The sequence below is a fragment of the Brevundimonas sp. genome, from assembly GCF_046299595.1.
Taxonomy (GTDB): Bacteria; Pseudomonadota; Alphaproteobacteria; order Caulobacterales; family Caulobacteraceae; genus Brevundimonas.
The window spans coordinates 177,043-203,260 of record NZ_JBKBHQ010000001.1; the positions used below are offsets into that span (position 1 = coordinate 177,043).

The window sequence follows — 26,218 nt, forward strand, 5'->3', positions numbered from 1 at the left end:
GCCCTGCACACTGCCAGAGCCCCGTTAGCGAAACCTTTTTCGCCGTGGCGCGCGAGCGTCAGTCCTCTCCGTGACGCCAGCCAAGCCGCGAGGGGGTCAGGGGACTGTCGCCATAGCGGACTTGCAGGTGACCGGATTCGGTCACTTCGCCCAGCACAGTCAGGCGCAGGCGCCGCTCCCGCGCCTCAAGCTCCAGAGCAGAAAGCGCGCCGGGATGGGCCGTGAACGCGACCTGATAGTCATCTCCACCCGTCGCCAGCGTCAGGGCGGCATCGACGGGATCGACCCGGTTCTCGAACCAGCTGAGTGCGGCGCGCGACATGGGCAGGCGCGCAAGATCAATCTCCATACCCGTGCCGCTGGCCTTGCAGATGTGGGCCAGATCGGCCAGCAGGCCATCGGAGACATCGACCGCAGCATTGGCATGGGCCTGCAAGGGCTCGATGAAGTCGCAGCGCGGCTCAGGGATACGATAGCGCTCCAGCAGGGCCGCCTCGCGCTCAGGCTCCAGCGACAGGGTCTGCTGTGCGACCTTCAGGCCCAGATAGCCATCGCCTATGGTGTCGGTGACCAGCACGAGATCGCCGGGCCTCGCGCCCGAGCGGCGCACCATGCGCCCGATTCTGACCAGTCCGATCAGGGTGGCGGAAAAGACATATGGTCCGGGGGTTACGACCGTGTCGCCCCCCAGCAGGGTCAGGCCGTATCGACTCTGGTCCTCGCGAAGTCCGGCCGAGAAGGCTTCACGCTCGCGCCAGCCCGAGCTTTCGCGCCACGCCGTCGACAGCAGATAGCCGAAGGGCATGGCTCCCTTGGCGGCCAGATCGGACAGATTGACCCTCAGCAGCTTGCGCGCCACCAGGTCGAGGGGGTCTTCGGGCAGGAAGTGCACGCCCTCGACGATGGTGTCCTTGGTCAGAACCAGATCATGCCCCGAAGGGGGGCTAAGGCACGCGGCATCGTCCATGAGCGACAGGGCGGCCTCGTGCTCGGCCAGGGGGCGGAACAGCCGGGCTATGGTCTCGAACTCGTCCGCGCTCTCAAGCCCTCTGGTCACGCGCGATACCGTCCAGTGCGGCGTTGACGAACCGGGCCTCGGCCACATCGAAGAACGCCTTGGCCAGCTCGACATATTCGTCGATCACCACCTCGGTGGGAACGTCGCGCCGATGGGCCAGCTCCCAGCTCGCCGAGCGCAGCAGGGCGCGCATAGTTGCGTCGATGCGCTCCAGCTTCCAGCCCTCGGCCAGACGCGCGGCTATGGCCTGATCCAGCGCCTTTCTCTGATCGACGACGCCGCGAACGATCTGGGCGAAATAGGCTTCGTCGGCCTGGGCCAGAGGCTCGCCCTCGATGTCGGTATCGAAGCGGTGATCGGAGAACTCGCGCACGACCGTCTCGACGCCCTCTCCGCCCAGCTCCATCTGGTAGAGAGCCTGAACGGCAGCCAGTCGCGCGACGGTGCGCGCGCGCCGCTCGGCCGAGGTCAGGGAGGCAGGCGCACCGCTGGCCTCGAGCTGTTCGAGCGCGGCGCGGATGGAGGTCGGATCACTCATGCGGGGGCTCCCCGGAAAACACGGCGCAAGGCTATCAGGTCGAGACAGGCACGGGCAGCCCCCCCTCCCTTGTCGCCTTCGCTGGCGCGCGCGCGCGCCCAGGCCTGATCCTCGTCCTCGACGGTCAGTATGCCGTTGCCAATGGCCAGCCCGCGCGTGGCCAGCTGCATCAGGCCGGCCGAGGACTGATCGGAGACGATCTCGAAATGGTAGGTCTCACCACGGATCACGCAGCCCAGGGCCACATAGCCGTCGTAGTGGATACCGGCGGGCGAGCGCGAGGCTTCCTCGGCCATGGCGATGGCCGCGGGGATTTCCAGTGCGCCGGGCACGGTGACCACATCAACCTGCGCGCCGTGAACCTCGAGATAGTCCCGCGCACCGGCCAGCAGGGCTTCAGCCAGATCGTCGTAGAAGCGTCCCTCGACGATCAGGATTCTGGGTCGGTCGGTCACTGAGCGTCCTTTCCATCCATGTCGCGCCAGCCGACGATGCGCAGGCCATAGCCTTCCAGCGCAGTCGGGTTGGGACGGGTCGTGCTCATGACGATCATGTCGCGTACGCCGAGGTCCAGCAGGATCTGGGCGCCCACACCATAGGCCTTGATGGCCCGGTCGCTGCTGGCGGGCTTGTCGCCGCCGCTGAGCCGCTCGGCAAGGCCCTTCAACTCGGGATCACGCAGGAACACCATCACGCCCGCGCCCGGATGCGCGCTCAGGCTGCGCATGGCGCGCGGCACATAGTCGTGGCGCGCCTCGGCATGACCAAGCAGGTCCGCTGCGAAATCGACCTGATGCATACGCACCAAGGTGGGCTTGCCCGGCGCGATCTTGCCATGGACCAGCGCCACGTGCTCCACGCCCTCGATGCTGTTGCGATAAAGCATGAGGCGAAAATCGCCGCCGTGCACGCTCTGGAACGGGGTTTCCATGACCCGCTCGACATGGCGCTCGGTGCGGCGGCGATAGGCGATCAGATCGGCGATGGTGCCGATCTTCAGGCCGTGCAGCCGGGCAAAGCCGATGAGGTCCGGCAGGCGCGCCATGCTGCCGTCATCGTTCATGATCTCGCAGATGACCCCGGCGGGGTTGAGACCGGCCATGCGCGCGATGTCGACAGCCGCCTCTGTATGGCCCGCGCGCACCAGAACGCCGCCATCGCGCGCCACCAGCGGAAAGACATGGCCGGGCGAGACCAGATCGTCGGCGCTGCGGTTGGGATCGACAGCCACCTGGATGGTGCGGGCGCGGTCGGCGGCGGAGATGCCGGTCGTGACCCCTTCCCTCGCCTCGATGGATACGGTGAAGGCCGTGCCCATGCGGGTGCGGTTGTCGCTGGCCATGGGCGGCAGGCGAAGCTGGCGCGCTCGCTCGGAGGACATGGCCAGACAGATCAGCCCGCGTGCATGCTTGGCCATGAAGTTGATCTGTTCGGGCGTGGCGAACTGGGCGGGAATGACGATGTCACCCTCGTTCTCGCGGTCCTCGGCATCGACCAGGATGTAGGGGCGTCCGTTGCGGGCATCCTCGATGATGTCCTCGATGGGACTTATCGGACTGTCGTTGCGGTTGGCGGCGGGGGTAATCATCATGTCTCCTGAGCCGCGCGCGCGGCGGGCTCTGTCTCATGCCAGCGCGCGAGGTAGCGCGCCAGCATGTCGATTTCCAGATTGAGCCGGTCGCCGGGCCGCTTTTCTCCCAGTGTCGTCGCCGTGCGCGTGTGGGGGATGATATTCACGCCAAGGCAGCGGTCCTCGACCGTGTTGACCGTCAATGACACGCCGTCGATGGCGATGGAGCCCTTGCGGGCGATATAGCGGTGCAGAGGCACAGGCGCTTCTATGATCAGGCGCAGCGATCCGTCCTCGGAGCTGGCGGAGACCAGCGTTCCGACACCATCGACATGGCCCGAGACGATATGTCCGCCCAGCTCGTCGCCGGCCTTCAGGGCGCGCTCCAGATTGACGCGGCGGTCAGGCCGCCACTCCCCCAGCGTGGTCAGGTCCAGCGTCTCACGCGACACTTCGACCGCGTAATGGTCAGCCCCCTTGGAGACGACCGTCAGGCAAACGCCGTCGTGGGCAATGGAGGCACCGATATCGACTGTGGACAGGTCAAAGCGTGTCTCGATCTCGAGGCGCAGCGCTTGGCTGTCTGGCTCGACGCTGCGGATGCGGCCCAGATCGGTGATGATGCCCGTGAACATTTCAGGCGCGGCCTTTCGATGCGGCGCGTTCGTATCGCTCCCACAGGTCGGGGCCGAGGGGCTGAACGTCAAGTCTGTCGAAGCGCGGCGCATCGCCCAGTGCACTGACCGCCAGCGCACCGATGCCCGCGAGACCTTCCTCGCCGATCACCACAGGCGCGCGGAACCACTCGATGCGATCAATAAGCCCGGCCCGCAGGAACGAGGCCGCCACGGCCCCTCCCCCCTCGATAAGAAGGCGCTTGAGTCCGCGCCCGGAGAGATGGCGTGCGACCGCTTGCGCATCGACGCGGCCCGAAGGGTCGGCGGGAACCTTCACGACCTCAGCATCAAGATGATGAGCCGGTCCGGCAGAGGTCGTCAGGATCAGGCTGCCCGGACCCAGCAGGCGAGCGCCGGGCGGCGTGCGAAGCGCGCTGTCCATGACGATACGCAGAGGTTGCGGGCCACTGTATCCGGGCAGGCGGCAATCGAGGCGCGGATCGTCCGCCAGAACCGTGCCCACGCCGACCATAATGGCGTCGTGCTCGGCGCGCAGGCGATGGCCCTGTTCGCGCGCCGCCTCGCCGGTGATCCACTGGCTTTCGCCCCGCGCCGTGGCGATCCGGCCGTCGAGGGATGTGGCCAGCTTGAGCGTGATCGTGAGCGCGTTCATCCCCGCGGATCGGGATCGCTCAGGCCCTCGTCGCCAAGAAACTGGGCGAAGTCGCTCGTCTTGCGGAAGTCCTTGTAAACGGATGCGTAGCGGACATAGGCCACTTCATCGACCGATTTCAACGCCTTCATGATGAAATCTCCCACGACGTGCGAAGGGATTTCCGTCTCGCCCAGGCTTTCGAGCTGGCGGGTGATGCGGCTGACAAGCTGCTCGATCTGGTCGGGCTGCACCGGTCTTTTGCGGAGCGCGACATTGAGCGAGCGTTCAAGCTTGTCGCGGTCGAAGGGTGTGCGCCGTCCGTTCCGCTTGAGGATGGTCAGTTCGCGCAGCTGTACCCGCTCGAAGGTCGTGAAGCGCCCGCCGCACGCCGCGCACAAGCGCCGCCGCCGGATCGCTGCCCCGTCATCGGAGGGGCGGCTGTCCTTGACCTGGGTGTCGGCATTGCCACAGAACGGGCACTTCATCGCGTGTGTCCTCAGGCCGGATAGATGGGAAAGCGCGCCGTCAGGGCCCGCACCTCATCGGCCACGCGGGCGCTGACCTCGGGATCGGCCTCGGCCTCGCCCCTCATGCTGTCGATGATGTCGGCGATCATTTCGCCGACGCGGCGGAACTCGGCCACGCCGAAGCCGCGCGTGGTGGCCGCAGGGGTTCCGAGGCGCACGCCGCTGGTGATGGTGAAAGGGGCCTCATCAAAGGGAACGCCGTTCTTGTTGCAGGTCATCAGGGCATGCTCCAGAGCCGCCTCGGTGGCCTTGCCGGTCACGCCCTTGGGCCGCAGGTCCACCAGCATCAGGTGGCTGTCGGTGCCGCCCGACACGATGTCGAGGCCGCGCTCCTGCAACACCGCAGCCAGAGCGCGGGCGTTGTCGATCACCTGCTGGGCATAGAGGCGGAACTCGGGCTTGAGCGCCTCGCCGAAGGCCACGGCCTTGGCCGCGATCACGTGCTCGAGCGGCCCGCCCTGAAGGCCCGGAAACACCGCAGAGTTGATCTTCTTGCCCAGCTCCTCGTCGTTCGACAGGATCATGCCGCCGCGCGGGCCGCGCAGGGTCTTGTGGGTGGTGGTCGTCACCACATGGGCGTGGGGCAGAGGGTCGGGATAGACGCCGCCCGCGATCAGACCCGCGTAGTGGGCCATGTCCACCATCAGATAGGCGCCGACCGAGTCCGCGATCTCGCGGAAACGCTTGAAATCGATGTGGCGGCTGTAGGCCGAAGCCCCGGCAAGGATCAGCTTGGGGCGCTCGCGCTCGGCCATCTCGGCCACATGGTCATAGTCGATCAGGCAGGTATCGCGGCGCACCTGATAGGTGACGGGCCGGAACCACTTGCCGGACTGGTTGGCGGGACTGCCGTGCGTAAGGTGCCCGCCACAGGCCAGATCCATGCCCAGAAAAGTGTCGCCGGGCTTGAGCAGGGTCATGAAGACGGCCTGGTTCGCCTGAGCGCCAGAGTGCGGCTGCACATTGGCAAAGGCGCATCCGAACAGGGCCTTGGCGCGATTTCTTGCCAGGTCTTCGGTGATGTCGACATATTCGCAGCCGCCATAGTAGCGACGGCCCGGATAACCCTCGGCGTACTTGTTGGTCAGCACCGAACCCTGGGCCTGCAACACCGCGCGCGAGACGATGTTCTCCGACGCGATCAGCTCGATCTGCTCGCTCTGGCGCTTCAGTTCGCCCGCGATGCCGGCGGCAACGTCCGGGTCGCTTTCGGCCAGCGTGGCCTGAAAGAAATCCGCATGGGTGAAGGGGGTGTCGAGCGTTGCTGTCGTCACGGCGCTGTCCGGCTGGGTGTGAAACACAGACCTTTCTAGACCCCGCGCGGATTGGCCACAATATCTTGTGGGTCAGCGGGTCTTGCGCTTCAGAGGCCTGCGAGCTGTCGTCGCAGCTTGGAAAGCGCGATGCGCTCCAGCGAGGCGCGCTGGCTCACCGGCCCGATGGCCGTCGCTTCGGTGCCCGTGGCAACATGGACCACGGCGCATTTGAGAAAGGGGCCGTTACGGCTCAGCTCGATGATGATCTCGCCCAGCCCCTCCGCCATCTGGCGTGTCATGGCCGGAGTTCTGGCTCAGGCCGCTGCCGGACGACGCGCCACGTTGCAGTGCGTCCACAGGCGGTCCATGGCCGTGACGAGGGCTTCCATCATGCCGTCGTCATGGTCGGGCGAGGGCGTGAAGCGCAGGCGCTCGGTGCCCTTGGGCACGGTCGGATAATTGATGGGCTGGACGTAGATACCGTGCTCGTCCAGCAGCAGGTCCGAGACCATCTTGCAGTGGACGGGATCGCCGACCAGCACCGGCACGATGTGGCTGACCGAAGGCATGACCGGGATGCCCTGGCTCATGAGACGCGCCTTCAGCTCTGCGGCCCGCGCCTGATGGTCGAGGCGCAGGTTGCGGGCCTGTTTCAGGTAACGGACGGAGGCAAGCGCGCCTGCGGTCAGGGCGGGCGGCAGGGCCGTGGTGAAGATGAAGCCTGGCGCCCACAGGCGGATCGCATCCACCAGGGCAGCGCTGCCGGCGATGTAGCCGCCCATGACGCCTATGGCCTTGCCCAGCGTGCCCTCGATGATGTCGATCTCCTCCATCAGGCCCTCGCGCTCGGCGATGCCCGCGCCCCGATCGCCATAGAGGCCGACGGCGTGAACCTCATCGAGATAGGTCAGGGCGCCGTACTTCCGGGCCAGAGCCACGGTTCCGGCCAGATCGGCGATGTCGCCGTCCATGGAATAGACGCTCTCGAAGGCGATCAGCTTGGGCGCGTCGGCGGGCGCGGCCTTCAGCAGGTTTTCGAGATGCTCAAGATCGTTGTGGGCAAAGATGTGCCGCTCACAGCCACCGTGGCGGATGCCCGCGATCATCGAGGCGTGATTGAGGGAGTCGGAAAAGACGATCAGGCCGGGCAGCAGGCGTTGCAGCGTCGAGAGCGTCGCCTCATTGGCCACATAGCCCGATGTGAACAGGAGCGCCGCCGCCTTGCCGTGCCAGTCGGCCAGTTCGGCTTCCAGATCGACGTGCCAGCGCGTCGTGCCCGAGATGTTGCGCGTGCCCCCTGCTCCGGCGCCGGCCTCGGCGATGGCCTGCTGCATGGCGTCCAGCACCACGGGGTTCTGCCCCATGCCGAGGTAGTCGTTCGAGCACCACACCACCACGTCCTGCTCGCTGCCGTCAGGGCGGCGGCGCACGGCCCGCGGGAACGCACCGCGCACACGCTTGAGGTCGGCAAAGACGCGATAGCGCCCCTCCCCCCTCACGCGCTCGACGGCGGATTCAAATGCGGACTGATAATCGAACAAGGAAAGACCTTCCGGTGCGTTGCGGCACAGATGACGGGCTTTTTCGCATATTCGCTTTGGCTGCGTCCATGCCGCGGACGGGACAAAACGCCGCAAAGCCTTAATTGATAACGGTTCTCAACAGGGACTCAGTCCTGCTGACCGATCTCGGCCAGGCGCCCGCGCAGCAGTTGCAGCACGGCCGAGAAGTCCTTGCCGCCATAGCCCAGCCGGTCGAACAGGGCATAGGTGGCTTCGGCCTGGGCCCCCAGAGGGGTGGTGGCTCCGGCCTTGGCCGCAGCGTCCTGCGCCAGCTTCAGATCCTTGAGCATCATGGCCGTGGCAAAACCACCCTCATAGCCGCGATTGGACGGGGCCGCAGGCACCGGTCCGGGCCAGGGATAATAGCTGGTCACGCTCCAGCACTGGCCCGAAGACTTGGAGGCGATCTCGAAGAAGCGCTCGGGCTCAAGCCCCAGCCGCTCGGCCAGGGCGATGGCCTCGCAGGTGCCGATCATGCTGATGCCCAGCAGCATGTTGTTGCAGATCTTGGCCGCCTGCCCCGCCCCGTGACCGCCCGCGCGGATGGTGGCGCGCGACATGGGCTCAAGCACGGTTTCGATCCTGCTGAAGGCGTCCTCGTCACAGCCGACCATGAAAGCCAGGGTGCCTGCATCCGCCGCTGCCGTCCCGCCGGACACCGGTGCGTCGGCAAAGCTGTAGCCCTCGTTGGCCGCAAGACCCGCCACCTTGCGGGCCGTCTCGACATCGATGGTGGAGCAGTCGATCAGCAGGGCATCCGTGCGTGCATGGCCCAGAACCTGATCGGTATAGACTTTCAGCACGTGGGGACCGGCCGGCAGCATGGTGATCACGGCATCGGCGTCTGCTACCGCCTCGCTGACCGATCCTGCGGCCAGACAGCCCGCCTCCACCGCCCTGTCGAGAGCCTCTCTCGACAGGTCGAATGCGATGACCTCGCGACCGGCGCGCGCCTGATTGGCGGCCATGCCGCTGCCCATGTTGCCCAGTCCAATGAAGGCGATCTTCATGGCGTCGTCTCCCGGTGTTTGTTCTGTCAGGGCGCTGGATTAGACCCAATGGCGTGCCGATGCCAGCACGCGATCAGCCTTGTGTCACAGCGGGGTCCATTCCTCGCCCGCGGGCAGCGGCGCAAAGAGGGCCGCGATGGTCTCGTCACTGACGTCCTCGATGCGCGCTGGCGACCAGCGCGGCGCGTTGTCCTTGTCGATGATCACGGCGCGCACGCCTTCCTGAAAGTCATGGGTGCCAACGATGCGCCCGCCCAGTCGGTATTCCATGGCCATGGCTTCGGCAAAGCTGGCCATGCGCGCGCCCTCGCGAAGCTGGCGCAGTGTGACCTTCAGGGACTGGGGTGACTTGGCACGCAAGATAGCAAGCTGCGCCGCGGCCCACTCGGTGCCTTCATCGTCCAGCGCCGAGAAGATCGCCTCGATGCTGTCATGGCCGAACAGGCGGTCGATGGCCTCGAGATGCTCGCTGACCGGTGCAGGGCCGGGATCAGCCGCCAGTTCGGCAAGGACATCTTCTGCAGGGGCCTCGCCCGCAAGCAGCGCCGCCTTAATGGCCTCGATCTTCTCGACAGGAACGAAGTGGGTATGGATGCCCAGCGCCACTGTGTCTGCCGCCTTCAGCCGTGCTCCCGTCAGGGCCAGCCAGGTGCCGCTCTGGCCCGGCAGGCGCGGTAGGAACCAGCTTCCTCCCACATCAGGGAACAGGCCGATGCCGGTCTCGGGCATGGCATAGGTGGTGCGCTCCGTGGCGATGCGGATCGCGGCCGGCTCCGAGATGCCGACACCTCCGCCCATGACGATGCCATCCACCACGGCGATGACCGGCTTGGGATAGTCGAACAGCAGTTGGTTGAGGCGATACTCGGTGTGAAAAAACGCCCTGGCTTCCACTGCATCGCCCGCACCGCTCTCGGCGATCATGCGAATGTCGCCCCCGGCGCAGAAGCCGCGCTCGCCCGCATGGTCGATCAGCACCGAGCCGACCGCGGGATCATCGCGCCAGCTTCGCAGGGTCTCGATCATGGCCTCGCACATGGCCTTGTTGAGCGCGTGCAGGGCCTTGGGGCGGTTCAGGGTGATGACACCCATGCCATTCTCGACACGGGTGAGGATTTCGGCTTCGCTCACAGAACGCTCCATCGATACTGTTTTCATGCAAGAGCGCCCGCACCGGGCGCTGAGGCACTTACTGATCGTGCGGCCATAGCTCGGGTCTGCAGTTCAACGTGGCCGCAGCAGTCGGCCCACAGAGCCACAGGTCAAATGTGATCGTATCGCCCGGCCGCCCGAAGCCAGGTTCAAGGCGCGCGAGGTGCATGCGGCGCACCAGGTTTTGGCCGAAGCGGGAGCGCTCGGGCAGCTGACGGATCAGACGACAGTTCCGGACCTGGTCTTGCGGCGCGATCACACAGCTTATCCTGACCTGAGTGAAGTCTGCCGACGGCATCTGCGCGATAGGCAGATACGCCCAGTTGACCCGCATATGATGCGCGGGCCCCTCATCCTGCCCGGCCTCGGCAGGCTCGGGCATGTCTTGTGCGGCAAGGGGAGTCGCAGCGATCAGACCCGCGACAAGGGCCATAGCAGCTGTCGTTCGGCTTGAGTGGTTCATTGCCTCATCATCTCCCGCGCGGTGATGACGCGCATGATCTCGTTGGTGCCTTCCAGAATGCGGTGCACGCGCAGGTCGCGCACGATGCGCTCCAGCGGATAGTCCTTCAGATAGCCATAGCCACCGTGGATCTGAAGCGCGTCATCGGCGATCTCGAAACAGGCATCGGTAGCCATGCGCTTGGCCATGGCGCACCACTTGGTCTTGTCGGGGTGGCGCGTGTCGATGGCCCAGGCCCCGCGCAGTACCATCAGGCGTGCCGCATCCAGCGCCGTAGCCATGTCCGCCAGCTTGAACTGGGTGTTCTGGAAGGCATCGAGCGACTTGCCGAACTGCTTGCGCGTGGCCGCATAGCTCTGGGCCGTCTCCAGCGCCAGGCGCGCCCCGCCCAGCGAGCAGGCGGCGATGTTCAGCCGCCCGCCATCCAGCCCCATCATGGCATAGCGGAAGCCGTCGCCTTCCTTGCCCAGCAGGTTTCGGGCCGGCACGCGGCAGTCATCGAAGCTGACGATGGCGGTCGGCTGGGCGTTCCAGCCCATCTTTTTTTCCTGGGCCCCGAAGCCGAGGCCCGGCGTGTCCTTGTCGACGACGAAGGTGGAGATGCCTCGCGGCCCGTCCTCGCCCGTGCGCGCCATCACGACATAGACGTCAGACGTGCCCGCCCCCGAGATGAACGCCTTGGAGCCGTTGAGGACATAGTGCTCGCCCTCGCGCCGCGCTGTGGTGCGCAGGGCGGCGGCGTCGGAGCCCGAGCCCGGCTCGGTCAGGCAGTAGCTGGCGATCTTGTCCATGCCCACCAGTGCAGGCACATAGCGCGCGCGCAGCTCGTCCGAGCCGAAACTGTCGATCATCCAGCACGCCATGTTGTGGATCGAGATGAAGGCCGCCACAGAGACGTCGCCGCGCGAAAGCTCCTCGAAGATGATGGCCGACTCGACCCGGCCCAGACCCGTCCCGCCGTGCTCCTCGCCGGTGTAGATGGCGGCAAAACCCAGCTCGGCGGCCTTGCGCATCACATCGACGGGAAAATGTTTCTCCTCGTCCCAGCGCGCGGAATGGGGTGCAAGCTCGCTGTCGGCAAAGGCCCTTGCCATGTCGGCAATAGCGCGCTGGTCCTCGGTTAGGGCGAAATCCATGAGCGAAATCCCGTTGTGACGTGCGGGGTCGTCCCCGGTCTTGTATCTGGCCGTCGGCAGTTTTAACCACCTGCACGGTTGAGCTATGAGCCCGATGGGCGCATCGTCAGCCGCTCATAGCGCGCTTTCTGGCGCAGGAGACAGACCCACGATGACGGAAACGGCTTTTAGTGGACGCCCGCCCTCTGCGTCGAGTGATGATCGCAATCTCGCTTTCGTGACCTATGCGCTTCTGTTCGCCTCGCCCTTCGTGTTCGGCCTGACCGCCCTGATCGCCGTGGTGATCGCCTATGTGCGCAAGCCCGAGGCCGAGCCGGTCGTGGCGAGCCACTATCGCCATCAGATATTCGCCTTCTGGATCGCCTTTTTCCTTTCCGTCCTGGCGGCCGCAGGACTGATGGTGGCCGTGGGCTTTCTCGTTTACGAAAACCTCTTCTCGCTGCTGTCCGCCACGCCGGCCGATCCGTGGGAAGCGGTGGCCATGGACGTCTCGCCGCGCTTGCCCGCCGCCTCGCTGGTCGGGCTCATCGCCTTTGCCACCTGCTATGGTATGGCAACCCTGTGGCTGATCGTGAATGTCGTGGTGGGCATACTGAGGCTGAACGCCGGACGCGGTTTCGGCCGCGCGGCCAGCTGAGCCGAGCCTCGACAGCCTCATGAGCCTGCCTCCTGCCCCCTATCCCTACAGCCGTCCGAGACGCCTGCGCGCCAGTCCCTGGCGCCGCCGCCTGGTGGCCGAGACCACGCTGTCGCCTGCCGATCTGATCTGGCCCCTGATCGTGCATGACGGGGACGAGGCGCGCGAGCCCGTGCCCTCCATGCCCGGCGTCGAGCGCCTGTCGGTGCGCGCCTGTGCCGAAGCAGCGCGTGAGGCCGTGGCCATGGGCCTGCCCGCTGTCGCCCTGTTTCCCCATGTCAGCCCTCGGGTGAAGGATGCCCAAGGCTCGGGTGCCACCGATCCTTCCGGGCTGATCCCGGACTGCATCAAGGCGATCAAGGATGCCGCACCCGATCTGGGCGTGATGTGCGACGTGGCGCTGGACTGCTACACGGATCACGGGCACGACGGGCTGCTGCGCGAGGGTGTCATACTGAATGATGAGACCGTGGCGCGCCTGTGCGAGCAGGCTCTGGTTCAGGCCGAGGCCGGGGCCGACATCATTGCGCCTTCGGACATGATGGACGGGCGCGTGGGCGCCATCCGCGATGCGCTCGAGAGCGAGGGCCACAGGGACGTGATGATCCTGTCCTATGCGGCCAAGTACGCATCGTGCTTCTACGGCCCCTATCGCGATGCGGTGGGCTCAGCGCGCGCACTCAGCGGCGACAAGAAGACCTATCAGATGGACCCCGCCAACAGCGATGAAGCCCTGCGCGAGGTGGCGCTCGACATCGGTGAGGGTGCAGACGCGGTGATGGTCAAGCCAGGACTGGCTTATCTCGATATAATCCAGCGCGTTGCAGAGCGTTTTGAAGTTCCGGTCTTCGCCTATCAGGTGTCGGGCGAGTATGCGATGCTGAAAGCTGCGGCCGCCAACGGCTGGCTGGACGAGGACCGGGCCGTGATCGAGACGCTCATGGCGTTCCGGCGCGCGGGCTGCGCGGGCATCGTGTCTTATTTCGCGCCTAGGGCCTGTCGCCTGCTCGGGGCCTAGCGCCCGGTGAGGCGCGCGGCGAGGCTGGAAGTATCCCAGCGATTGCCGCCCATGGCCTGAACCTCGGAATAGAACTGGTCGACCAGGGCGGTCAGGGCCAGATGGCTGCCGTTGGTGCGCGCCTCGTCCAGAACCAGACCAAGATCCTTGCGCATCCAGTCCACGGCAAAGCCGAAGTCGAACTCGCCCCGGCTCATGCTGGCCCAGCGGTTGTCCATCTGCCAGGACTGGGCCGCGCCCCTGGAGATGGCCTCATAGACGCTCGTCTCGTCGAGCCCGGCGCGCCGCGCGAAATGCAGGGCCTCTGCCAGCCCCTGAACCACGCCCGCAATGCAGATCTGGTTCACCATCTTGGTGAGCTGGCCTGAGCCCGCCGGACCCATCAGACGCATCGCCTTCGCATAGGCTGCCATGACCGCCTCGGCGCGCGCAAAGGCGGTCTCGTCGCCGCCTGCCATCACGCTGAGCGTGCCGTTCTCGGCCCCCGCCTGCCCTCCCGAGACGGGGGCGTCGATGAAATGACGCCCGCCCGGCGACAACAGGTCGGCCATCTCTCGCGCCAGCGTGGCCGAGGTGGTGGTGTGATCCACGACAATGGCGTCATCGCTCAGTACTGGCTGTGCTTCGTGCACGACCGCGCGAACGTCGTCGTCGTTGCCGACACACAAGACAAGAAACTCCGCGCCGTCAGCAGCCTCCCTGATGGTAGCCGCCACCGCACCGCCGTTGGCCTCGGACCACTGTTGCGCCTTCGCGAAGGTGCGATTGAAGCCCCTCACCTCGTGGCCTGCACGCACCAGATGGCTGGCCATGGGCGCGCCCATGACGCCCAGTCCGACATAGCCGATCCTCATCAGCTGCCCTCCGTGCCGATCCGGCCATAGCGGCCGCGATAAAATGTCAGCGCGTCACCTTCGCGCGATTCGAAGGCCCGGACGGCTCCGACAATGACCATGTGATCGCCCATCTCGATGCGCTGATGGGTGGTGCAGTCGAGGCGCACGAGCGCGCTGCGCAGGCGCGGCGGCTCCTCGCTGTGGCGGTCGAACTCTTCGTCAGACAGGGCGCAGACGCCCCAGGCGAAGCGATCGGACATGGCCCGGTCCTCGGCTGCGAGCACATGAATGGCGAAACGCTCAACACCCGCGAAGGCCCGCCACCGCTCCGAGTTCTCGTCGAGGCACCACAGCACCAGAGGTGGCTCCAGCGAAACCGAGGTGAACGAGTTGACCGTGATGCCCAGTGCGCCCTGCGGCGTGTGGGCCGTCACCACGCAGACGCCCGTGGCAAAGCCGCCCAGCGCCCGGCGATAGGCCGCCGGGTCCATCCCGCCATACGCCGCTCCTGATATGGGCCGTGGGGTTGTCGTCAAGGCAATGTCCCGCTCTGGCGTGCTTGAAGGTCACACATAGTCTCGGCCTTGCGCCTGCGCGAGCCCCGCAACGGCCTCTTAACCAAACCGCCCTAGCGTTCACGGTGCTTTGTGCGGGGCCTTTGCGATGTCGATGAACGACCGTCCGATTCTGATCAAGAAGATCAAGAAGGGAGGCCACCACGGCCACCACGGCGGCGCATGGAAGGTCGCCTACGCCGATTTCGTCACCGCCATGATGGCGTTCTTCCTGCTGATGTGGCTCATCAACACGACCGACCCCGAACAGAAGCGCGGCATCGCCGAATATTTCGCCCCCGCCAGCGTGTCCCAGTCCACTTCCGGCTCGGGCGGCATACTGGGGGGCACTTCGCTGGGCCAGGACGGCTTCCGCAGCGACGGTTCCAGCTCGGTCGTCAGCCAGCTTGCGCCAGAGGCCCCCGACAATGCCCCGCCCGATGCAGGCCAGAGCACCAACCTGGCCTCGGCCAGCGAGGAAGCCCTGCGCAGCGAGATCGCGCGGCGCGAGGACGCGGCGTTCCAGAGCGCGGCGGCGTCCCTGCGACAGGCCATGCAGGATATGCCCGAACTGGCCGAGCTGTCGCGTCACCTCATCATCGACCAGACACCCGAGGGCCTGCGGATCCAGCTCATCGATCAGGAGGGCCGCTCCATGTTCGAGGAAAACTCGGCACGCCCCAACGAGCGTGCGCGCGTTCTGCTGCGGGCCATCAGCCGGGTGATCAACCAGCTTCCCAACCGCATCAGCATCACCGGCCACACCTCGGCTGTGGCCGGATCGTCACGGGCGTCATCCGCCGGTGACTGGCCGCTGTCGAGCGCACGGGCGGAGTCGTCGCGCCAGATCCTCATGACCGCAGGCGTGGATGCGGACCGCGTGTTCCAGGTTTCGGGGCGGGCCGGTGCCGAGCCGCTCTATCCCGACGATCCTTCCCTGGCGGGCAATCGGCGCATCGCCATCGTGCTGCTGCGCGAGGCGCCGGTGCTTCCCACCGACACGCGGTTCTGAGCCGTGGCAGCGGCGCGTTCGCCCATCACGCGCCAGACCTTGCGCCGGGGTGCGACTTGTCCCCAAATCACGCTCAGGGTCCGAGGACTTGCGCGGACGCATGGGGTCATGGCGCTGTGACACAGCTCTACACATCGCGACAGCTCAGGTTCTTCCTGACGGCGGCCTCGCCCTGTCCCTACCTGCCCGGTCTCGAAGAGCGAAAGGTGTTCGCGCACCTGCCGTTTTCGGATGGCTCCATCGTCAATGACCATCTGACCCATGCAGGCTTCCGGCGCTCGCAGAACATTGCCTATCGCCCCGCCTGCGAGGGTTGCAGCGCCTGCGTCTCGGTGCGCCTGCCGGTGCTGGAGTTCCGCCACAGCCGTGGACAGCGCCGCGTGCTGGCCCGCAACGCCGATCTCACCCGCAATCTGGTCGAGGCCGAGGCGACGACCGAACAGTTCGACCTGCTGCGCCGCTATCTGTCCGCGCGCCATCCCGGCGGAGGAATGAGCGAGATGGTCTGGCCCGATTATGTGGCCATGGTCGAGGACACGGCAGTGCGCACGCACCTGATGGAGTATCGCCTGCCCTCCCCGGACGACGGGCCGGGTGATCTGGTCGCCTGCGCGCTGGTCGATGTGATGTCGGATGGGCTGTCGATGGTCTACAGCTTCTTCCACCCAAGGATGGAGCGGCGCAGCCTGGGTGTGTTCACCATCCTCGATCACATCGCCCAGGCGCGGCTGGTGGGCCTGCCGCATGTCTATCTGGGCTATTGGGTCAGGGGCAGCGACAAGATGGACTACAAGGCCCGCTTCCGACCGCTGGAGGCCCTGGGCCAGCAGGGCTGGCACCGTCTTTCTGCGACCTAGAGAATCTTGCTCAGGAAGGCCTTGGTGCGTTCCTCGCGCGGATTGTCAAAGAACTGGGCGGGCGGCGCCTGCTCGACGATCTCGCCTTCGTCCATGAAGATCACGCGGTCGGCGACCTGGCGCGCAAAGCCCATCTCGTGAGTGACGACCACCATGGTCATGCCGCCCTCGGCCAGTTGCACCATCACGTCCAGCACCTCTCCGACCATCTCGGGGTCGAGGGCGGATGTGGGCTCGTCGAACAGCATGATCTCGGGCTGCATGGCCAGTGCGCGCGCGATGGCCGCACGCTGCTGCTGACCGCCCGACAGCTGGGCCGGGAACTTGCGCGCGTGCTCGGCGATGCGCACGCGCTCCAGCAGGGCCATGGCGCGCTCCTCGGCCTGACGGCGCGGCTCTCGCTTCACCCAGATCGGCGCAAGGGTCGCATTCTCCAGCACGGTGAGATGCGGGAAAAGATTGAAGGACTGGAAGACCATGCCCGTGCGCCTGCGCGCCTGTTCGGCGGCCTTGCGCGGCCCGGCCAGATCGACGCCGCTGACCTTGACCGTGCCTTCCTGATAGGGCTCCAGCCCGTTGACACAGCGGATGAGGGTCGATTTGCCCGAGCCCGAAGGCCCCAGCACCACGACCCGCTCGCGCGGGGCAATGGTGAGATCCACGTCGCGCAGGACGTGCAGGCTGCCGAACCACTTGTTCAGCTTCCTGATCTCGACGACCGGCTGAGCGGCCTCGGCTTGGCTGGCAGGCGTTGAGGCCATCAGGCGGTCTCCTTGGCCGGGGCGCGGTCAATGGCGATGACATCGGGGCGCGCGTTCAGGCGACGCTCCAGCGATGCCGACCAGCGCGACAGCGAAAAACAGATGATCCAGAAGAACAGGGCGATGAAGGCATAGGCCTCGCCCTCCAGCCCCTGCCACGAGAAGTCCGCCAGCGCCTGACGCATCACCCCGGTCACATCCAGTAGCGCGATGACGTAGACCAGGGTGGTATCCTTGAAGAGGGCGATGAAGGTGTTGACGACGGCCGGGATCGAGATGCGCATGGCCTGGGGCAGTACGATCAGCGCTGTTGTGCGGCTCCAGTCCATGCCAAGCGCGCGTGCCGCCTCGCCCTGCCCTTTCGGGATTGCTTGCAGCCCGCCGCGGATCGCCTCGGCCATGTAGGCGGACGAGAACAGGGTGATGACCACGACCGCGCGGGTGAGCTTCTCGAGGCTCACACCCGTGGGCAGAAAGAGCGGCAGGACGACCGACGCCATGAACAGCAGGGTGATCAGCGGCGCACCCCGCACGAACTCGATGAAGCCGACGCACAGGGCCTTGACGACCGGCAGGCGCGAGCGGCGCCCCAGCGCCAGGGCTATGCCCAGAGGCAGCGAGAAAACAGCTCCCGTAATCCCGATCAGCAGATTGAGAAACACGCCGCCCCAGTAATCGGTCGGCACCGAGGGCAGGATGCGCGCGCCTCCCAGAACGGCCCAGGCACCCACGACGAACAGCGGCGCCAGCGCCAGCGTCCATGACGGCAGCCTGCGCACGATGACCGGCAGGCACGCGCCGACCAGCAGCAACGTCGCCAGCGCGACCCGCCAGAGGTGTCCCTCGGGGTAGAAGCCGGCCAGAACCTGACGCCACCGCGCCGTAACGACGGCCCAGCACGCGCCGCCCGCCTCACAGGCGCTGCGGTCTTCGCCCACCCATGTGGCGCGCAGCACCGCCCAGTCGAGGGTGATCCAGGCAAACCAGACCACCAGCGCCCCCACGATCAGGGTCACTATGGCATCCAGCGGCGTGGCAAAAAGGTTGGTGCGCATCCACGCATAGGGACCGGCCGCGCGCGGCGGAGGCCTGCGGCCGGCGCGGGAGGGCAGTGGTTGGCTCATCTGTTCGCTCATGCCGCCCTCACCTCGGATTAGCCCAGCGGCTGGTGCGGGCATTCCACCAGTTCATGAAGGCGCTGATCGACAGGCTGAGTGCCAGATAGAAGGCCATGACCATGGCCAGGGTCTCGATGGCCTGGCCGGTCTGGTTCAGACTGGTGCCCGCGAACACCGCGACCAGATCGGGATAGCCGATGATGACGGCCAGCGAAGAGTTCTTGGCCAGGTTCAGGTACTGGCTGGCCAGCGGCGGCACGATCACGCGCATGGCCTGTGGCAGCACGACCAGGCTGAGGGTGCGCCGCTCATCCAGGCCCACGGACTGCGCGGCCTCGCTCTGGCCGGGCGGAACGGATTGCAGCCCTCCGCGCACCACTTCTGCAATGAAGCCGCCGGTGTAGAACGACAGCGCCGCCCACAGCGCGACCAGCGGGGGCGAGAACCAGATGCCGCCGGTAAAGCCGAAGCCCTCGGCCTGCGGCAGGTCAAAGCCCGTGGGATTGCCTGTCAGAAGCATGGCGGCGGTGACACCGACACCGGCAGCGGCCCAGCCCCAAAGCGGCGAGACGCGCGCACCCATCTCGCGGCGGCGGCGCCTCAGTATGGATGACAGCACAAGGCCGATGACCAGAGCGGCGGCGGCCAGCATCAGGGCCGTGCCTCCGGCATCGTTCCACTCGGGCCTGGGCAGGTAGAGGCCCCGGTTCGACAGCCATAACAGCCCGCCCGCGCCCAGAGCATCGCGCGGCGGCGGTGCCACCAGCATCAGGCTGTACCAGAGCAAAATCTGGATCGGCAGGGGCGTGTTGCGCGCGACCTCGACGTAGGTGGAGGAGATGATGCGGGCCAGCCAGTTGCGCGACAGCCGCATCACCCCGGCGATCAGGCCTAGAAAGGTCGCGGTCAGTATGCCCAGTGCTGCCACCTGGAGCGTGTTCAGCGCGCCGACCAGAAACACCCGCGCGTGGGTGTCTGTGGGCGAATAGTCGATCAGGGACTGCGAGATGTCGAACCCGGCCTCTCGCCCCAGAAAGTCGAAGCCGGAAGAGAGGCCGCGCGCGGCCATGTTGGTGGCTGCGTTCGATGCCAGCCACGCGATGAGGGCCACGAACGCCCCAAGCAGCAGAGTCTGGGCGATCAGCCCAGGCCAGCCTCCGGTCCAGGCCCGGATGTTGTCTCTTGCCCCCATGAGATCAGGACCTAGCGGATCGGCGGCGCATACATCAGGCCGGGCCGGGGCGCGTTCCACTGCGCATTGAGGCCGCGTTCCAGGTCGAGCGGAGAGCCCGAGCCAATGTTGCGGTCGAAGATCTGGCCATAGTTGCCCACGGCGCGGATTGCGTTCGCCGCCCAGTCATTTCCAAGCCCCAGCATCTCACCGAAGCCCCCTTCGACACCCAGCAGGCGCCGCACGTCCGGGTTGGTTGATGTGCGCCGCATTTCATCGACGTTCTGAGAGGTTACGCCAAGCTCTTCAGCGAGAACGATGGCGTAGAGCGTCCAGCGGACGATGTCGGCCCACTGGGCATCATCCTGGCGCACCACGGGGCCGAGCGGCTCTTTCGAGATCACCTCGGGCAGGATCATGTGGCTTTGCGGATTGGGCATGGTGGTGCGCGCCGCCGCCAGCGCAGAGATGTCTGCGGTAAAGGCATCGCAGGCCTCGCGCGCATAGTTGGAGCGCGCCTGATCCTCGGTCTCGACCACCACGGCCTCGTAACGCAGCCCGCGTGCGCGGAAATAGTCGGCGAGGTTCAGCTCTGTGGTCGAGCCGGTCTGCACGCAGATGCGCGCGCCGTTCAGCTCGGTGGCGCTGTTCAGGTTCAGCGACCGGCGCACCATGAAGCCCTGGCCGTCGTAATAGTTCACCCCGCCGAAGTCGAGCCCGAGGCTGGCGTCGCGCGACAGGGTCCAGGAGGTGTTGCGCCACAGCACGTCCACCTCACCCGACTGCAGGGCGGTGAAGCGCTCGCGAGCCGACAGGGGCGAGAAGCGGATGGCATCGGCATTGCCCAGCACGGCTGCTGCCGTCGCGCGGCAGAAGTCCACGTCAAACCCCCGCCAGCGGCCCCGATTGTCGGTGTAGGCAAAGCCTACCAGCCCTTGGTGCACACCGCAGTGCAGGCGCCCGCGCTGGCGCACCGTGCGCAGGGTCTGGCCGCTGGGGCGCGCGCCCTCTGTCAGCGAGGAATCCGGCACGCCCTCCACGCCTGCCGCCGTGGGGGGCGACTGATCGACGGCCGATCCGGGATCACCACAGGCCGCCAGCGTCAGACCTGCCAGTAGGCTGGCGGCAATCGCTGCGGGGGCCGACCTGATCATGGAAGCGTTCTCCTCGAACTCGATACCGCCTGGCGGGCTGTTGAGGGAAGTGGCGCTTGAACGGAGCGCCTGCCCTGCCATCATGGTTTCAAAAGCCAGTCTTGACCCCGTGCCGTCAAGCCCGCCCATGCCTGCCTGTTCATGAAAGCTGCACATTCATGGCCCGACGTCCCGCCGACAGAACCCGCCTGATCGCCGCGACGACCCGGCGCGATGGACTGCGCAGGCCCGTCAATCCGCCCATCGAGCGCGCCTCGACCATGCTGAACGGCGACCCGGGCCGCATGCGCGACGAGACGCTCGGCCCCGTCTATGGCCTTGATGGCATGCAGGCGAACAAGGACCTGCGCGCCGCCATCGCCGATCTGGAGGGCGCGGCCTACTGCGCGATCACACCCTCGGGCCTGTCGGCCGTCACCGTGGCACTGATGGCGAGCTTGCGGCCCGGCGACACCGTTCTGACCACGGATGCGCTCTATGGCCCCAGCCGCCGCTTTCTCAAGCGCTATCTGAAGCGTTCGGGAATCACCGTGCGCTATCATGCGGCAGGCGCAGACACCGACGAGATCATCGCGGCCCTGCCTGGCGCGAAAGCGCTGCTGATCGAATCGCCGGCGTCGCTGACCTTCGAGATGGTGGACGTCGCCGCCCTTTCGTCAGCAGCGCGCGCGCAAGCGGTCACAACCATCATGGATAACACCTGGGCCTCGGGGCTGGCCTTTCGTCCGCTCGAGCACGGCGTGGACATCAGCGTTCAGGCGCTCACCAAATATGCCTCGGGTCATTCGGACGTGCTGATGGGCGCCATCTGTACCGCTGAGGGCGTTCACGCGCGTTCGGTTGCAGAAGTGATCGAGGATCAGGGCTGGCACGTCTCGCCCGACGACGCCTGGCTGGTGCTGCGTGGCTTGCGCACCCTGCCGCTGCGCTATGGCGAGCATGGCCGCTCGGCGCTGATGATCGCCCGGTGGCTGGACGCGCATCCGGCGGTAGATCGCGTGCTGTATCCACCCCTGCCCGGCTCGGTCGGACACGCGCTGTGGCGCCGTGACTATACTGGCGCACCCGGCCTGCTCGGCATGGTGCTGAACGGCGCGGACGAGAAACAGGCGCATCGTTTCATGCAGGCGCTCAACCTGTTCGGCATGGGCTATTCCTGGGGCGGGTTCGAGAGCCTCGTCACCCATGAAAGCCCGCAGCTGTCTCACCGCCTGCATCCGCCGGTGCTGAAAGGCGCGCTGATGCGCCTGCACATCGGTCTTGAGGATCCCGACGACCTGATCGCCGATCTCGATCAGGCTCTGGGTCAGGTCTGCGGCCCGGACGCATCCTGACCATTCGCCGTTCGCATACCTCTTATTGGGGATGCGGCGGCTGATTCACTCTCGCACATTCCGCCCCAGGGCCGCGTAGGCGCGCCTCGTATCAAGGCTTCATTTCCTGGGGGAAGACAATGCGTAAGATTACCATCGGACTGCTGGCCGCAACGGGCATGGTGCTGAGCGCCGGGGCCGTCGCTGCACAGGACACGGGTCTTTATGGCTCGGTCAACATCGGCACGACCTCGGTCAAGGATGTCGACATCGAGTACTACGACATCGGCGGCGCGTTCGGCGGCACGGGCACGCGCGACAGCATCGAGGGCACCTATCACATCAAGCGCGGCACTGCCTTTCGCATCAGCCTCGGCTATGACTTCGGCGCCGTGCGGTCCGATGTCGAGATCAGCTATGGCCGTAACGACATCGAGGGCCTGAGCCTGACCTCGGTCAATGGCGGGCCGGTGCCGACGCTGACTCCTGCCGATTACGACGACATTTGCGACTATCTGGAAGTCGACAACTGCTCGGGCTCGGGCAACCGCATCAACTTCTCGGGTGAAGGCGTGCGCCAGGCGACCGCGATGGCCAGCGTCTGGTTCGACCTGCCGGTCGCCACCCAGTTCAGCCCCTATGTCGGCGGCGGCATCGGCATCAACGGCTTCGAGACCGGCGGTGAGGGCGACGCCACTTTTGCCTGGCAGGTCGGCGCGGGCATGGCCTTCAACGTGACCCCGAACCTCGCCATTACGGCGGACTATCGCTATCGCCGCGCGGGCTCCTCGGAGATCGTGTGGGATACGGACTCGGGCTTCAATGTCGGCCCGATCAGGACTCAGACGCTCAGCGTCGGGGTGCGCCTGCGTTTCTGACGCCAGGCGTAGAGGCTCCAGTCTTTCTGGAGAGTACTGTCTGAACGAGACTGGCCGGGCCCTTCGCACAGGGGCCCGGCTTTTTCGTGTGGGCTGGGAGCGCGCAGCGCAGTCCGCGGAACTATCAGAGAGGCTGCTGAGAAACGCGGGGCCTGTCAGCGCGGCATGTCGGTAAAGCGGTGGGCTGGCGCCAGGTCAGCCGCCAAAGCGTCACCTACGGACTGGGCGCCCTCGTCGCCCAACGAGTGCTGCCGCGTGCCTTTGGCTCTAGATATTCACCTTGCCCCTGGGTCAAAAAAACGCCTGTCATGGCCACAAATCGAGAACATACCGATCAATGCGAACAACAATGCCGTCTGACGTCAAAATACTATACTGTATATGTTTGTTTCTTACAGCAAGAGCACCATTTTTTGCGCACCAATCGCTTCCATCGTTCCGCATGTAGCGGTCTCCATCAATATTAATTGACTCTCGGGCGCAAAGGTAGCTGTATACATAATAGCCTTCAAATAAGACGTCCTCTGTATAAACGAACCGGTCGCCCACTCTCAGGTGCTCAAACTCTTTGGCTTCCATCAAATGACACGCGCTCAGGCCAAAGAAAAATATACCCATCAAACCTAGAGCGGATGTCTGCAGAATTAACATATCTGTTCTATGTTTCGGCATGAATTTTCAACAATCTCTGCAATTTCGCCCGGTGGAAGACAAACTTCATTTAAAGTTACTGTGCTGACTTACATATTGCTTGGCACAAAAAGCTAGCCCGGCTACGCTCGCACTCATCATGACAGGTGCGCCACCACGATTATGCTGTCGGCCAAAAATGCATTTCACCGAACCAAGTGTTGAAGCGAGCAAGATAGCTTAATTCAACAAGGTGGTCGACAGCCGGAGCCCTGCCTGCACACGAAACTATAACACTGCTTTTATTTGCGGAGCGTATAGTTGGGCCGACAATCATTTCCTGACCGAGGCACGCCATCCTGTGTTCAGATGTTGCTTGAACAAATTCCTCGTGGCTTATGCTTCCTCCACCCCACAAGCACGTAGGCCCCCAGTCGCCCCCACAACGAAGCGCTTTTTCTAGCGCTAGGGTTCGATCACTCTGCGATGAGGTCTGTGATCCCAACATTGCTGCCAAAGCGATAACCATAACGGATGTCAACAGTCGCAAGGACAGACTCAAGACATGCATCAATTTAACGCCTTCCTTCTGGCTCGCGAAATTCAAGGCGTCTTACACCGTGTCCGCATTGGGTATCTGCTCATAATCGCTAGAATCTGTACATATTACGCCACCCCAAAGATGTAAGCTGACTTGCCAGTGTGGCAGCCTCTGCCCCCCCCCCCGGCGGCCAAGTACCCACGGCGTGGGTGAAAACATCGGAATGAGTTTCGACCAAAAACCGGCGGGGACGATCAAGAGTAACGCTCTTGCAGAAATCCACGCGAACCCACGTGCGCGCGGCGCAGGCCGCGGAGCTATCAGAGAGGCTGCTGAGTAACGCGGGGGCCGGAAGTCGGCCAGCGAAGTCCTGGCGGAGACGGAGGGATTCGAACCCTCGATACCCTTTGGGGGTATGCCGCTTTAGCAAAGCGGTGCCTTCAGCCTCTCGGCCACGTCTCCACTGGGGCGCACCGAATAGCGGGCAATGCGCACGCGCGCAATGGACATGATGGATGTTAACGCGACATCCACGCGCCCTGTGCATGATCGGCCCCGAACCCGTTGCCAGCGCTGCTGATTCCGAAAGCCCAAGTCCAGCTCATGCCTGCCTCTCGCCCCCGCGCCGAAGCCTGCCCGGAAACAGGTGACGAGGGTGCCTCGCGCACCCGCCCGCGCCTCGACGCCCATGCCTTGCAGGCCCTGGCGGCGCGTCTGGTCACCGAGCCCGGCGCGCGCGAGAAGACGGCCCCATCGGACCAGACCCGCCAGCGCCTGAGCATCGAAGCGCGGCGCGGCCCTTTCCGCCCCGGCGCATGGGCCAGCGCCCGCGAGCGCCAGAGCGTCTATCTGGCGGCCCATTATTTCCGTGCCCTCGACACCCTGGCGGTGATTGCCCTTACCTTGCTGGCACTGGCCTACTTGAGCGGCGCGCCCGAATTGCTCGATGCGCGCCTTGCTGCCGTGCTGCCCCTGTTCGCCGGAGCCGCCACTGTGCTGGCGATGAGCGCCTCGCTCGGTGTCTATCGCTTCACGGGCCGTGAGCGCACACGCCGCCACCTGGCCAAGCTGCTGCTGAGCGTGGCGAGCGGTCTGGCCTTGGCCTGCATGCTGTGGCTGGCGCGGCCCGCTGCCCTGCCGCTGTCAGGCGTGCTGATCTGGGGCGCTGTGCTGGCGCTGTGCCTTACGGGGCTTCATGGCATCTGGAATGCGAGGGTCGGGCGCTGGCGCAGGCAGGGTCTGCTTTCGCCCAATGTCGTCATAGTCGGCGCCACTGGCCACGCCCAGCGCCTGATCGATGCGGCGCTGAAGCGACGGGACATCAATGTGCTGGGCATCTTCGACGACCGTTTGGCGCGCTCGCCTGACAGCGTGTCGGGTGTGCCGGTGCTGGGCGATGTCGACACCCTGATGGGCCATCGCATGATCCCTTATGTCGATTCCATCGTGCTGGCGGTCGATCCGGCTGCGCGCGGGCGCGTGCGCGAGATCGCAGAGCGGCTGTCCGCCCTGCCCAACAGCGTCTCCATGCTGATCGACAGCCCTGATGGCACCGGCGCCGACGAGGCCCTGCGCCGCCTTGCCGACACGCCGCTGGCCAGCATGGCGGGGCGCGCCAGCCCTGATCAGCGCGCCTTTCACAAGCGTGTGCAGGATCTGATCGTCGGCATGGTCATGCTGCTCGCCCTCGCGCCTGTCATGGCCGTGATTGCCCTGCTCATCCGACTGGACGGGCCGGGACCGATCTTTTTCCGCCAGCGCCGCCACGGCTTCAACAACGAGGAGATCGTGGTGTGGAAGTTCCGCACCATGCGCCCCGAGAGCGCCGACGCGCGCGCCGAGCGTCAGGTCACGGCGGACGACGAGCGCATAACGCGCGTCGGGCGGGTGCTGAGAAAGACCAGCCTCGACGAGCTGCCCCAGCTGTTCAACGTGCTCTCGGGTGAAATGTCGCTGGTCGGCCCGCGACCCCACGCCATCGGGATGAAGACCGGCGAGACCGAGTCCGCGCGCCTCGTCGCCGACTATGCCCATCGTCACCGGATCAAGCCGGGCATGACGGGCTGGGCCGCGATCAAGGGCTCAAGAGGGCCGCTGCACAGCGCACAGGACGTCAGGCGGCGCGTACAGCTGGATGTGGAGTATATCGAGCGCCAGTCGCTCTGGCTCGATCTCTATGTGCTCGCCATGACCGCGCCCGTGTTGCTGGGAGACCGCGCGGCGGTGCGCTGATC

General features: G+C 65.7%; 27 protein-coding genes and 1 tRNA gene. 7 read left to right on the plus strand and 21 right to left on the minus strand.

Annotation, left to right across the window (positions count from 1 at the left end):
- Positions 1-58: 58 nt before the first annotated feature.
- From thiL to ACK4E3_RS00990, 14 genes are all read right to left on the minus strand, one after another.
- Positions 59-1,057, minus strand: coding sequence for a thiamine-phosphate kinase (thiL, locus tag ACK4E3_RS00925; RefSeq protein ID WP_409694998.1), 999 nt, complete (start codon positions 1,055-1,057; stop codon positions 59-61).
- Positions 1,041-1,556 carry a transcription antitermination factor NusB gene (gene nusB, locus ACK4E3_RS00930; RefSeq protein WP_409695000.1) on the minus strand — a complete coding sequence of 172 codons (516 nt, stop codon included), beginning with the start codon at positions 1,554-1,556 and terminating at the stop codon, positions 1,041-1,043. Before nusB ends, thiL begins: the two co-directional genes overlap by 17 nt.
- Positions 1,553-2,011 (minus strand): 6,7-dimethyl-8-ribityllumazine synthase, encoded by a 459-nt coding sequence (ribH, locus tag ACK4E3_RS00935; protein WP_409695003.1) that lies wholly within the window; start codon positions 2,009-2,011, stop codon positions 1,553-1,555. The genes nusB and ribH overlap by 4 nt, the downstream gene beginning before the upstream one ends.
- A complete protein-coding gene (gene ribB / locus ACK4E3_RS00940) occupies positions 2,008-3,144 on the minus strand; it encodes a 3,4-dihydroxy-2-butanone-4-phosphate synthase (protein ID WP_409700984.1) in 1,137 nt (378 codons plus the stop codon). Before ribB ends, ribH begins: the two co-directional genes overlap by 4 nt.
- A complete protein-coding gene (locus ACK4E3_RS00945; protein ID WP_409695005.1) occupies positions 3,144-3,761 on the minus strand; it encodes a riboflavin synthase in 618 nt (205 codons plus the stop codon). The genes ribB and ACK4E3_RS00945 overlap by 1 nt, the downstream gene beginning before the upstream one ends.
- 1 nt (position 3,762) lies before the next feature.
- Positions 3,763-4,416, minus strand: a complete 654-nt coding sequence (locus tag ACK4E3_RS00950; RefSeq protein WP_409695008.1) for a RibD family protein — start codon at positions 4,414-4,416, stop codon at positions 3,763-3,765.
- Positions 4,413-4,883 (minus strand): transcriptional regulator NrdR, encoded by a 471-nt coding sequence (nrdR, locus tag ACK4E3_RS00955; protein ID WP_409695011.1) that lies wholly within the window; start codon positions 4,881-4,883, stop codon positions 4,413-4,415. The genes ACK4E3_RS00950 and nrdR overlap by 4 nt, the downstream gene beginning before the upstream one ends.
- Before the next feature lie 11 nt (positions 4,884-4,894).
- Positions 4,895-6,199 (minus strand): serine hydroxymethyltransferase, encoded by a 1,305-nt coding sequence (glyA, locus tag ACK4E3_RS00960; RefSeq protein WP_409695014.1) that lies wholly within the window; start codon positions 6,197-6,199, stop codon positions 4,895-4,897.
- 89 nt (positions 6,200-6,288) lie between these two features.
- Positions 6,289-6,480, minus strand: a complete 192-nt coding sequence (locus ACK4E3_RS00965) for a DUF6898 family protein (RefSeq protein ID WP_409695017.1) — start codon at positions 6,478-6,480, stop codon at positions 6,289-6,291.
- Between the two features lie 15 nt (positions 6,481-6,495).
- The gene (gene hemA / locus ACK4E3_RS00970; protein ID WP_409695020.1) at positions 6,496-7,722 is read right to left on the minus strand and encodes a 5-aminolevulinate synthase; all 1,227 of its coding nucleotides are present in this window, start codon (positions 7,720-7,722) and stop codon (positions 6,496-6,498) included.
- 128 nt (positions 7,723-7,850) lie between these two features.
- Complete coding sequence (gene mmsB, locus ACK4E3_RS00975; protein WP_409695023.1) at positions 7,851-8,753, minus strand: 3-hydroxyisobutyrate dehydrogenase; 903 nt, start codon at positions 8,751-8,753, stop codon at positions 7,851-7,853.
- Between the two features lie 84 nt (positions 8,754-8,837).
- Entirely contained in the window at positions 8,838-9,884 is a 1,047-nt protein-coding gene (locus ACK4E3_RS00980; protein WP_409695026.1) for an enoyl-CoA hydratase/isomerase family protein, read from the minus strand.
- 58 nt (positions 9,885-9,942) lie between these two features.
- Positions 9,943-10,338 (minus strand): hypothetical protein, encoded by a 396-nt coding sequence (locus ACK4E3_RS00985; RefSeq protein ID WP_409695029.1) that lies wholly within the window; start codon positions 10,336-10,338, stop codon positions 9,943-9,945.
- Between the two features lie 26 nt (positions 10,339-10,364).
- Entirely contained in the window at positions 10,365-11,504 is a 1,140-nt protein-coding gene (locus ACK4E3_RS00990) for an acyl-CoA dehydrogenase family protein (protein ID WP_409695032.1), read from the minus strand.
- 217 nt (positions 11,505-11,721) lie between these two features.
- Between ACK4E3_RS00990 and ACK4E3_RS00995 the strand changes: the two genes are divergently transcribed.
- Together ACK4E3_RS00995 and hemB are read left to right on the plus strand one after the other, a co-directional pair.
- Positions 11,722-12,141, plus strand: a complete 420-nt coding sequence (locus ACK4E3_RS00995) for a hypothetical protein (protein WP_409695035.1) — start codon at positions 11,722-11,724, stop codon at positions 12,139-12,141.
- A 19-nt stretch (positions 12,142-12,160) separates the two neighbouring features.
- Positions 12,161-13,159: a porphobilinogen synthase gene (hemB, locus tag ACK4E3_RS01000; protein ID WP_409695038.1), complete on the plus strand. Its 999-nt coding sequence runs from the start codon at positions 12,161-12,163 to the stop codon at positions 13,157-13,159.
- Here hemB and ACK4E3_RS01005 read toward each other — a convergent pair.
- Both ACK4E3_RS01005 and ACK4E3_RS01010 read right to left on the minus strand, forming a co-directional pair.
- Positions 13,156-14,013, minus strand: coding sequence for an NAD(P)-dependent oxidoreductase (locus tag ACK4E3_RS01005; protein WP_409695041.1), 858 nt, complete (start codon positions 14,011-14,013; stop codon positions 13,156-13,158). The two genes, hemB and ACK4E3_RS01005, sit on opposite strands and share 4 nt — an antisense overlap.
- Positions 14,013-14,486: a flavin reductase family protein gene (locus ACK4E3_RS01010; RefSeq protein WP_409695044.1), complete on the minus strand. Its 474-nt coding sequence runs from the start codon at positions 14,484-14,486 to the stop codon at positions 14,013-14,015. Before ACK4E3_RS01010 ends, ACK4E3_RS01005 begins: the two co-directional genes overlap by 1 nt.
- A 172-nt stretch (positions 14,487-14,658) precedes the next feature.
- Here ACK4E3_RS01010 and ACK4E3_RS01015 point away from each other — a divergent pair, with 172 nt between their 5' ends.
- Both ACK4E3_RS01015 and ACK4E3_RS01020 read left to right on the plus strand, forming a co-directional pair.
- Positions 14,659-15,561, plus strand: a complete 903-nt coding sequence (locus ACK4E3_RS01015; RefSeq protein WP_409695047.1) for a flagellar motor protein MotB — start codon at positions 14,659-14,661, stop codon at positions 15,559-15,561.
- A gap of 116 nt (positions 15,562-15,677) precedes the next feature.
- A complete protein-coding gene (locus ACK4E3_RS01020; RefSeq protein ID WP_409695050.1) occupies positions 15,678-16,418 on the plus strand; it encodes an arginyltransferase in 741 nt (246 codons plus the stop codon).
- On the opposite strand, the gene ACK4E3_RS01025 is transcribed toward ACK4E3_RS01020, so the two are convergent.
- From ACK4E3_RS01025 to ACK4E3_RS01040, 4 genes are read right to left on the minus strand one after another with little or no spacing between them, the layout of a single operon-like run.
- Positions 16,415-17,179: an amino acid ABC transporter ATP-binding protein gene (locus ACK4E3_RS01025; protein ID WP_409695053.1), complete on the minus strand. Its 765-nt coding sequence runs from the start codon at positions 17,177-17,179 to the stop codon at positions 16,415-16,417. The two genes, ACK4E3_RS01020 and ACK4E3_RS01025, sit on opposite strands and share 4 nt — an antisense overlap.
- Positions 17,179-18,303 carry an amino acid ABC transporter permease gene (locus tag ACK4E3_RS01030; RefSeq protein WP_409695056.1) on the minus strand — a complete coding sequence of 375 codons (1,125 nt, stop codon included), beginning with the start codon at positions 18,301-18,303 and terminating at the stop codon, positions 17,179-17,181. Before ACK4E3_RS01030 ends, ACK4E3_RS01025 begins: the two co-directional genes overlap by 1 nt.
- Before the next feature lie 19 nt (positions 18,304-18,322).
- Positions 18,323-19,489, minus strand: a complete 1,167-nt coding sequence (locus ACK4E3_RS01035) for an amino acid ABC transporter permease (protein WP_409695059.1) — start codon at positions 19,487-19,489, stop codon at positions 18,323-18,325.
- An 11-nt stretch (positions 19,490-19,500) separates the two neighbouring features.
- A complete protein-coding gene (locus ACK4E3_RS01040; protein ID WP_409695062.1) occupies positions 19,501-20,622 on the minus strand; it encodes an amino acid ABC transporter substrate-binding protein in 1,122 nt (373 codons plus the stop codon).
- A gap of 158 nt (positions 20,623-20,780) precedes the next feature.
- On the opposite strand from ACK4E3_RS01040, the gene metC reads away from it, so the two are divergent.
- Both metC and ACK4E3_RS01050 read left to right on the plus strand, forming a co-directional pair.
- The gene (gene metC / locus ACK4E3_RS01045) at positions 20,781-21,956 is read left to right on the plus strand and encodes a cystathionine beta-lyase (RefSeq protein WP_409695065.1); all 1,176 of its coding nucleotides are present in this window, start codon (positions 20,781-20,783) and stop codon (positions 21,954-21,956) included.
- 119 nt (positions 21,957-22,075) lie between these two features.
- Positions 22,076-22,813, plus strand: coding sequence for an outer membrane protein (locus ACK4E3_RS01050; RefSeq protein ID WP_409695068.1), 738 nt, complete (start codon positions 22,076-22,078; stop codon positions 22,811-22,813).
- A 1,542-nt stretch (positions 22,814-24,355) separates the two neighbouring features.
- Here the strand turns inward: ACK4E3_RS01050 and ACK4E3_RS01055 are convergent.
- Positions 24,356-24,446, minus strand: a tRNA-Ser gene (locus ACK4E3_RS01055).
- Between the two features lie 141 nt (positions 24,447-24,587).
- Between ACK4E3_RS01055 and ACK4E3_RS01060 the strand changes: the two genes are divergently transcribed.
- Complete coding sequence (locus ACK4E3_RS01060) at positions 24,588-26,216, plus strand: exopolysaccharide biosynthesis polyprenyl glycosylphosphotransferase (protein WP_409695071.1); 1,629 nt, start codon at positions 24,588-24,590, stop codon at positions 26,214-26,216.
- Positions 26,217-26,218 lie beyond the last annotated feature (2 nt).

What these genes read in the sequence shown, in the direction of transcription:
- ACK4E3_RS00990 (WP_409695032.1), bottom strand. Translation starts at nt 11,504, where the DNA reads ATGGATTTCGCCCTAACCGAGGACCAGCGCGCTATTGCCGACATGGCA.
- ACK4E3_RS00945 (WP_409695005.1), bottom strand. Translation starts at nt 3,761, where the DNA reads ATGTTCACGGGCATCATCACCGATCTGGGCCGCATCCGCAGCGTCGAG.
- nrdR (WP_409695011.1), bottom strand. Translation starts at nt 4,883, where the DNA reads ATGAAGTGCCCGTTCTGTGGCAATGCCGACACCCAGGTCAAGGACAGC.
- ACK4E3_RS01035 (WP_409695059.1), bottom strand. Translation starts at nt 19,489, where the DNA reads ATGGGGGCAAGAGACAACATCCGGGCCTGGACCGGAGGCTGGCCTGGG.
- ACK4E3_RS01005 (WP_409695041.1), bottom strand. Translation starts at nt 14,013, where the DNA reads ATGAGGATCGGCTATGTCGGACTGGGCGTCATGGGCGCGCCCATGGCC.
- ACK4E3_RS01015 (WP_409695047.1), top strand. Translation starts at nt 14,659, where the DNA reads ATGTCGATGAACGACCGTCCGATTCTGATCAAGAAGATCAAGAAGGGA.
- ACK4E3_RS01040 (WP_409695062.1), bottom strand. Translation starts at nt 20,622, where the DNA reads ATGATCAGGTCGGCCCCCGCAGCGATTGCCGCCAGCCTACTGGCAGGT.
- ACK4E3_RS00985 (WP_409695029.1), bottom strand. Translation starts at nt 10,338, where the DNA reads ATGGCCCTTGTCGCGGGTCTGATCGCTGCGACTCCCCTTGCCGCACAA.
- nusB (WP_409695000.1), bottom strand. Translation starts at nt 1,556, where the DNA reads ATGAGTGATCCGACCTCCATCCGCGCCGCGCTCGAACAGCTCGAGGCC.
- ACK4E3_RS00950 (WP_409695008.1), bottom strand. Translation starts at nt 4,416, where the DNA reads ATGAACGCGCTCACGATCACGCTCAAGCTGGCCACATCCCTCGACGGC.
- ACK4E3_RS01030 (WP_409695056.1), bottom strand. Translation starts at nt 18,303, where the DNA reads ATGAGCCAACCACTGCCCTCCCGCGCCGGCCGCAGGCCTCCGCCGCGC.
- ACK4E3_RS00965 (WP_409695017.1), bottom strand. Translation starts at nt 6,480, where the DNA reads ATGACACGCCAGATGGCGGAGGGGCTGGGCGAGATCATCATCGAGCTG.
- metC (WP_409695065.1), top strand. Translation starts at nt 20,781, where the DNA reads ATGGCCCGACGTCCCGCCGACAGAACCCGCCTGATCGCCGCGACGACC.
- hemB (WP_409695038.1), top strand. Translation starts at nt 12,161, where the DNA reads ATGAGCCTGCCTCCTGCCCCCTATCCCTACAGCCGTCCGAGACGCCTG.
- ACK4E3_RS01025 (WP_409695053.1), bottom strand. Translation starts at nt 17,179, where the DNA reads ATGGCCTCAACGCCTGCCAGCCAAGCCGAGGCCGCTCAGCCGGTCGTC.
- ribB (WP_409700984.1), bottom strand. Translation starts at nt 3,144, where the DNA reads ATGATTACCCCCGCCGCCAACCGCAACGACAGTCCGATAAGTCCCATC.
- ACK4E3_RS01060 (WP_409695071.1), top strand. Translation starts at nt 24,588, where the DNA reads ATGCCTGCCTCTCGCCCCCGCGCCGAAGCCTGCCCGGAAACAGGTGAC.
- mmsB (WP_409695023.1), bottom strand. Translation starts at nt 8,753, where the DNA reads ATGAAGATCGCCTTCATTGGACTGGGCAACATGGGCAGCGGCATGGCC.
- ACK4E3_RS01010 (WP_409695044.1), bottom strand. Translation starts at nt 14,486, where the DNA reads ATGGACCCGGCGGCCTATCGCCGGGCGCTGGGCGGCTTTGCCACGGGC.
- ACK4E3_RS01050 (WP_409695068.1), top strand. Translation starts at nt 22,076, where the DNA reads ATGCGTAAGATTACCATCGGACTGCTGGCCGCAACGGGCATGGTGCTG.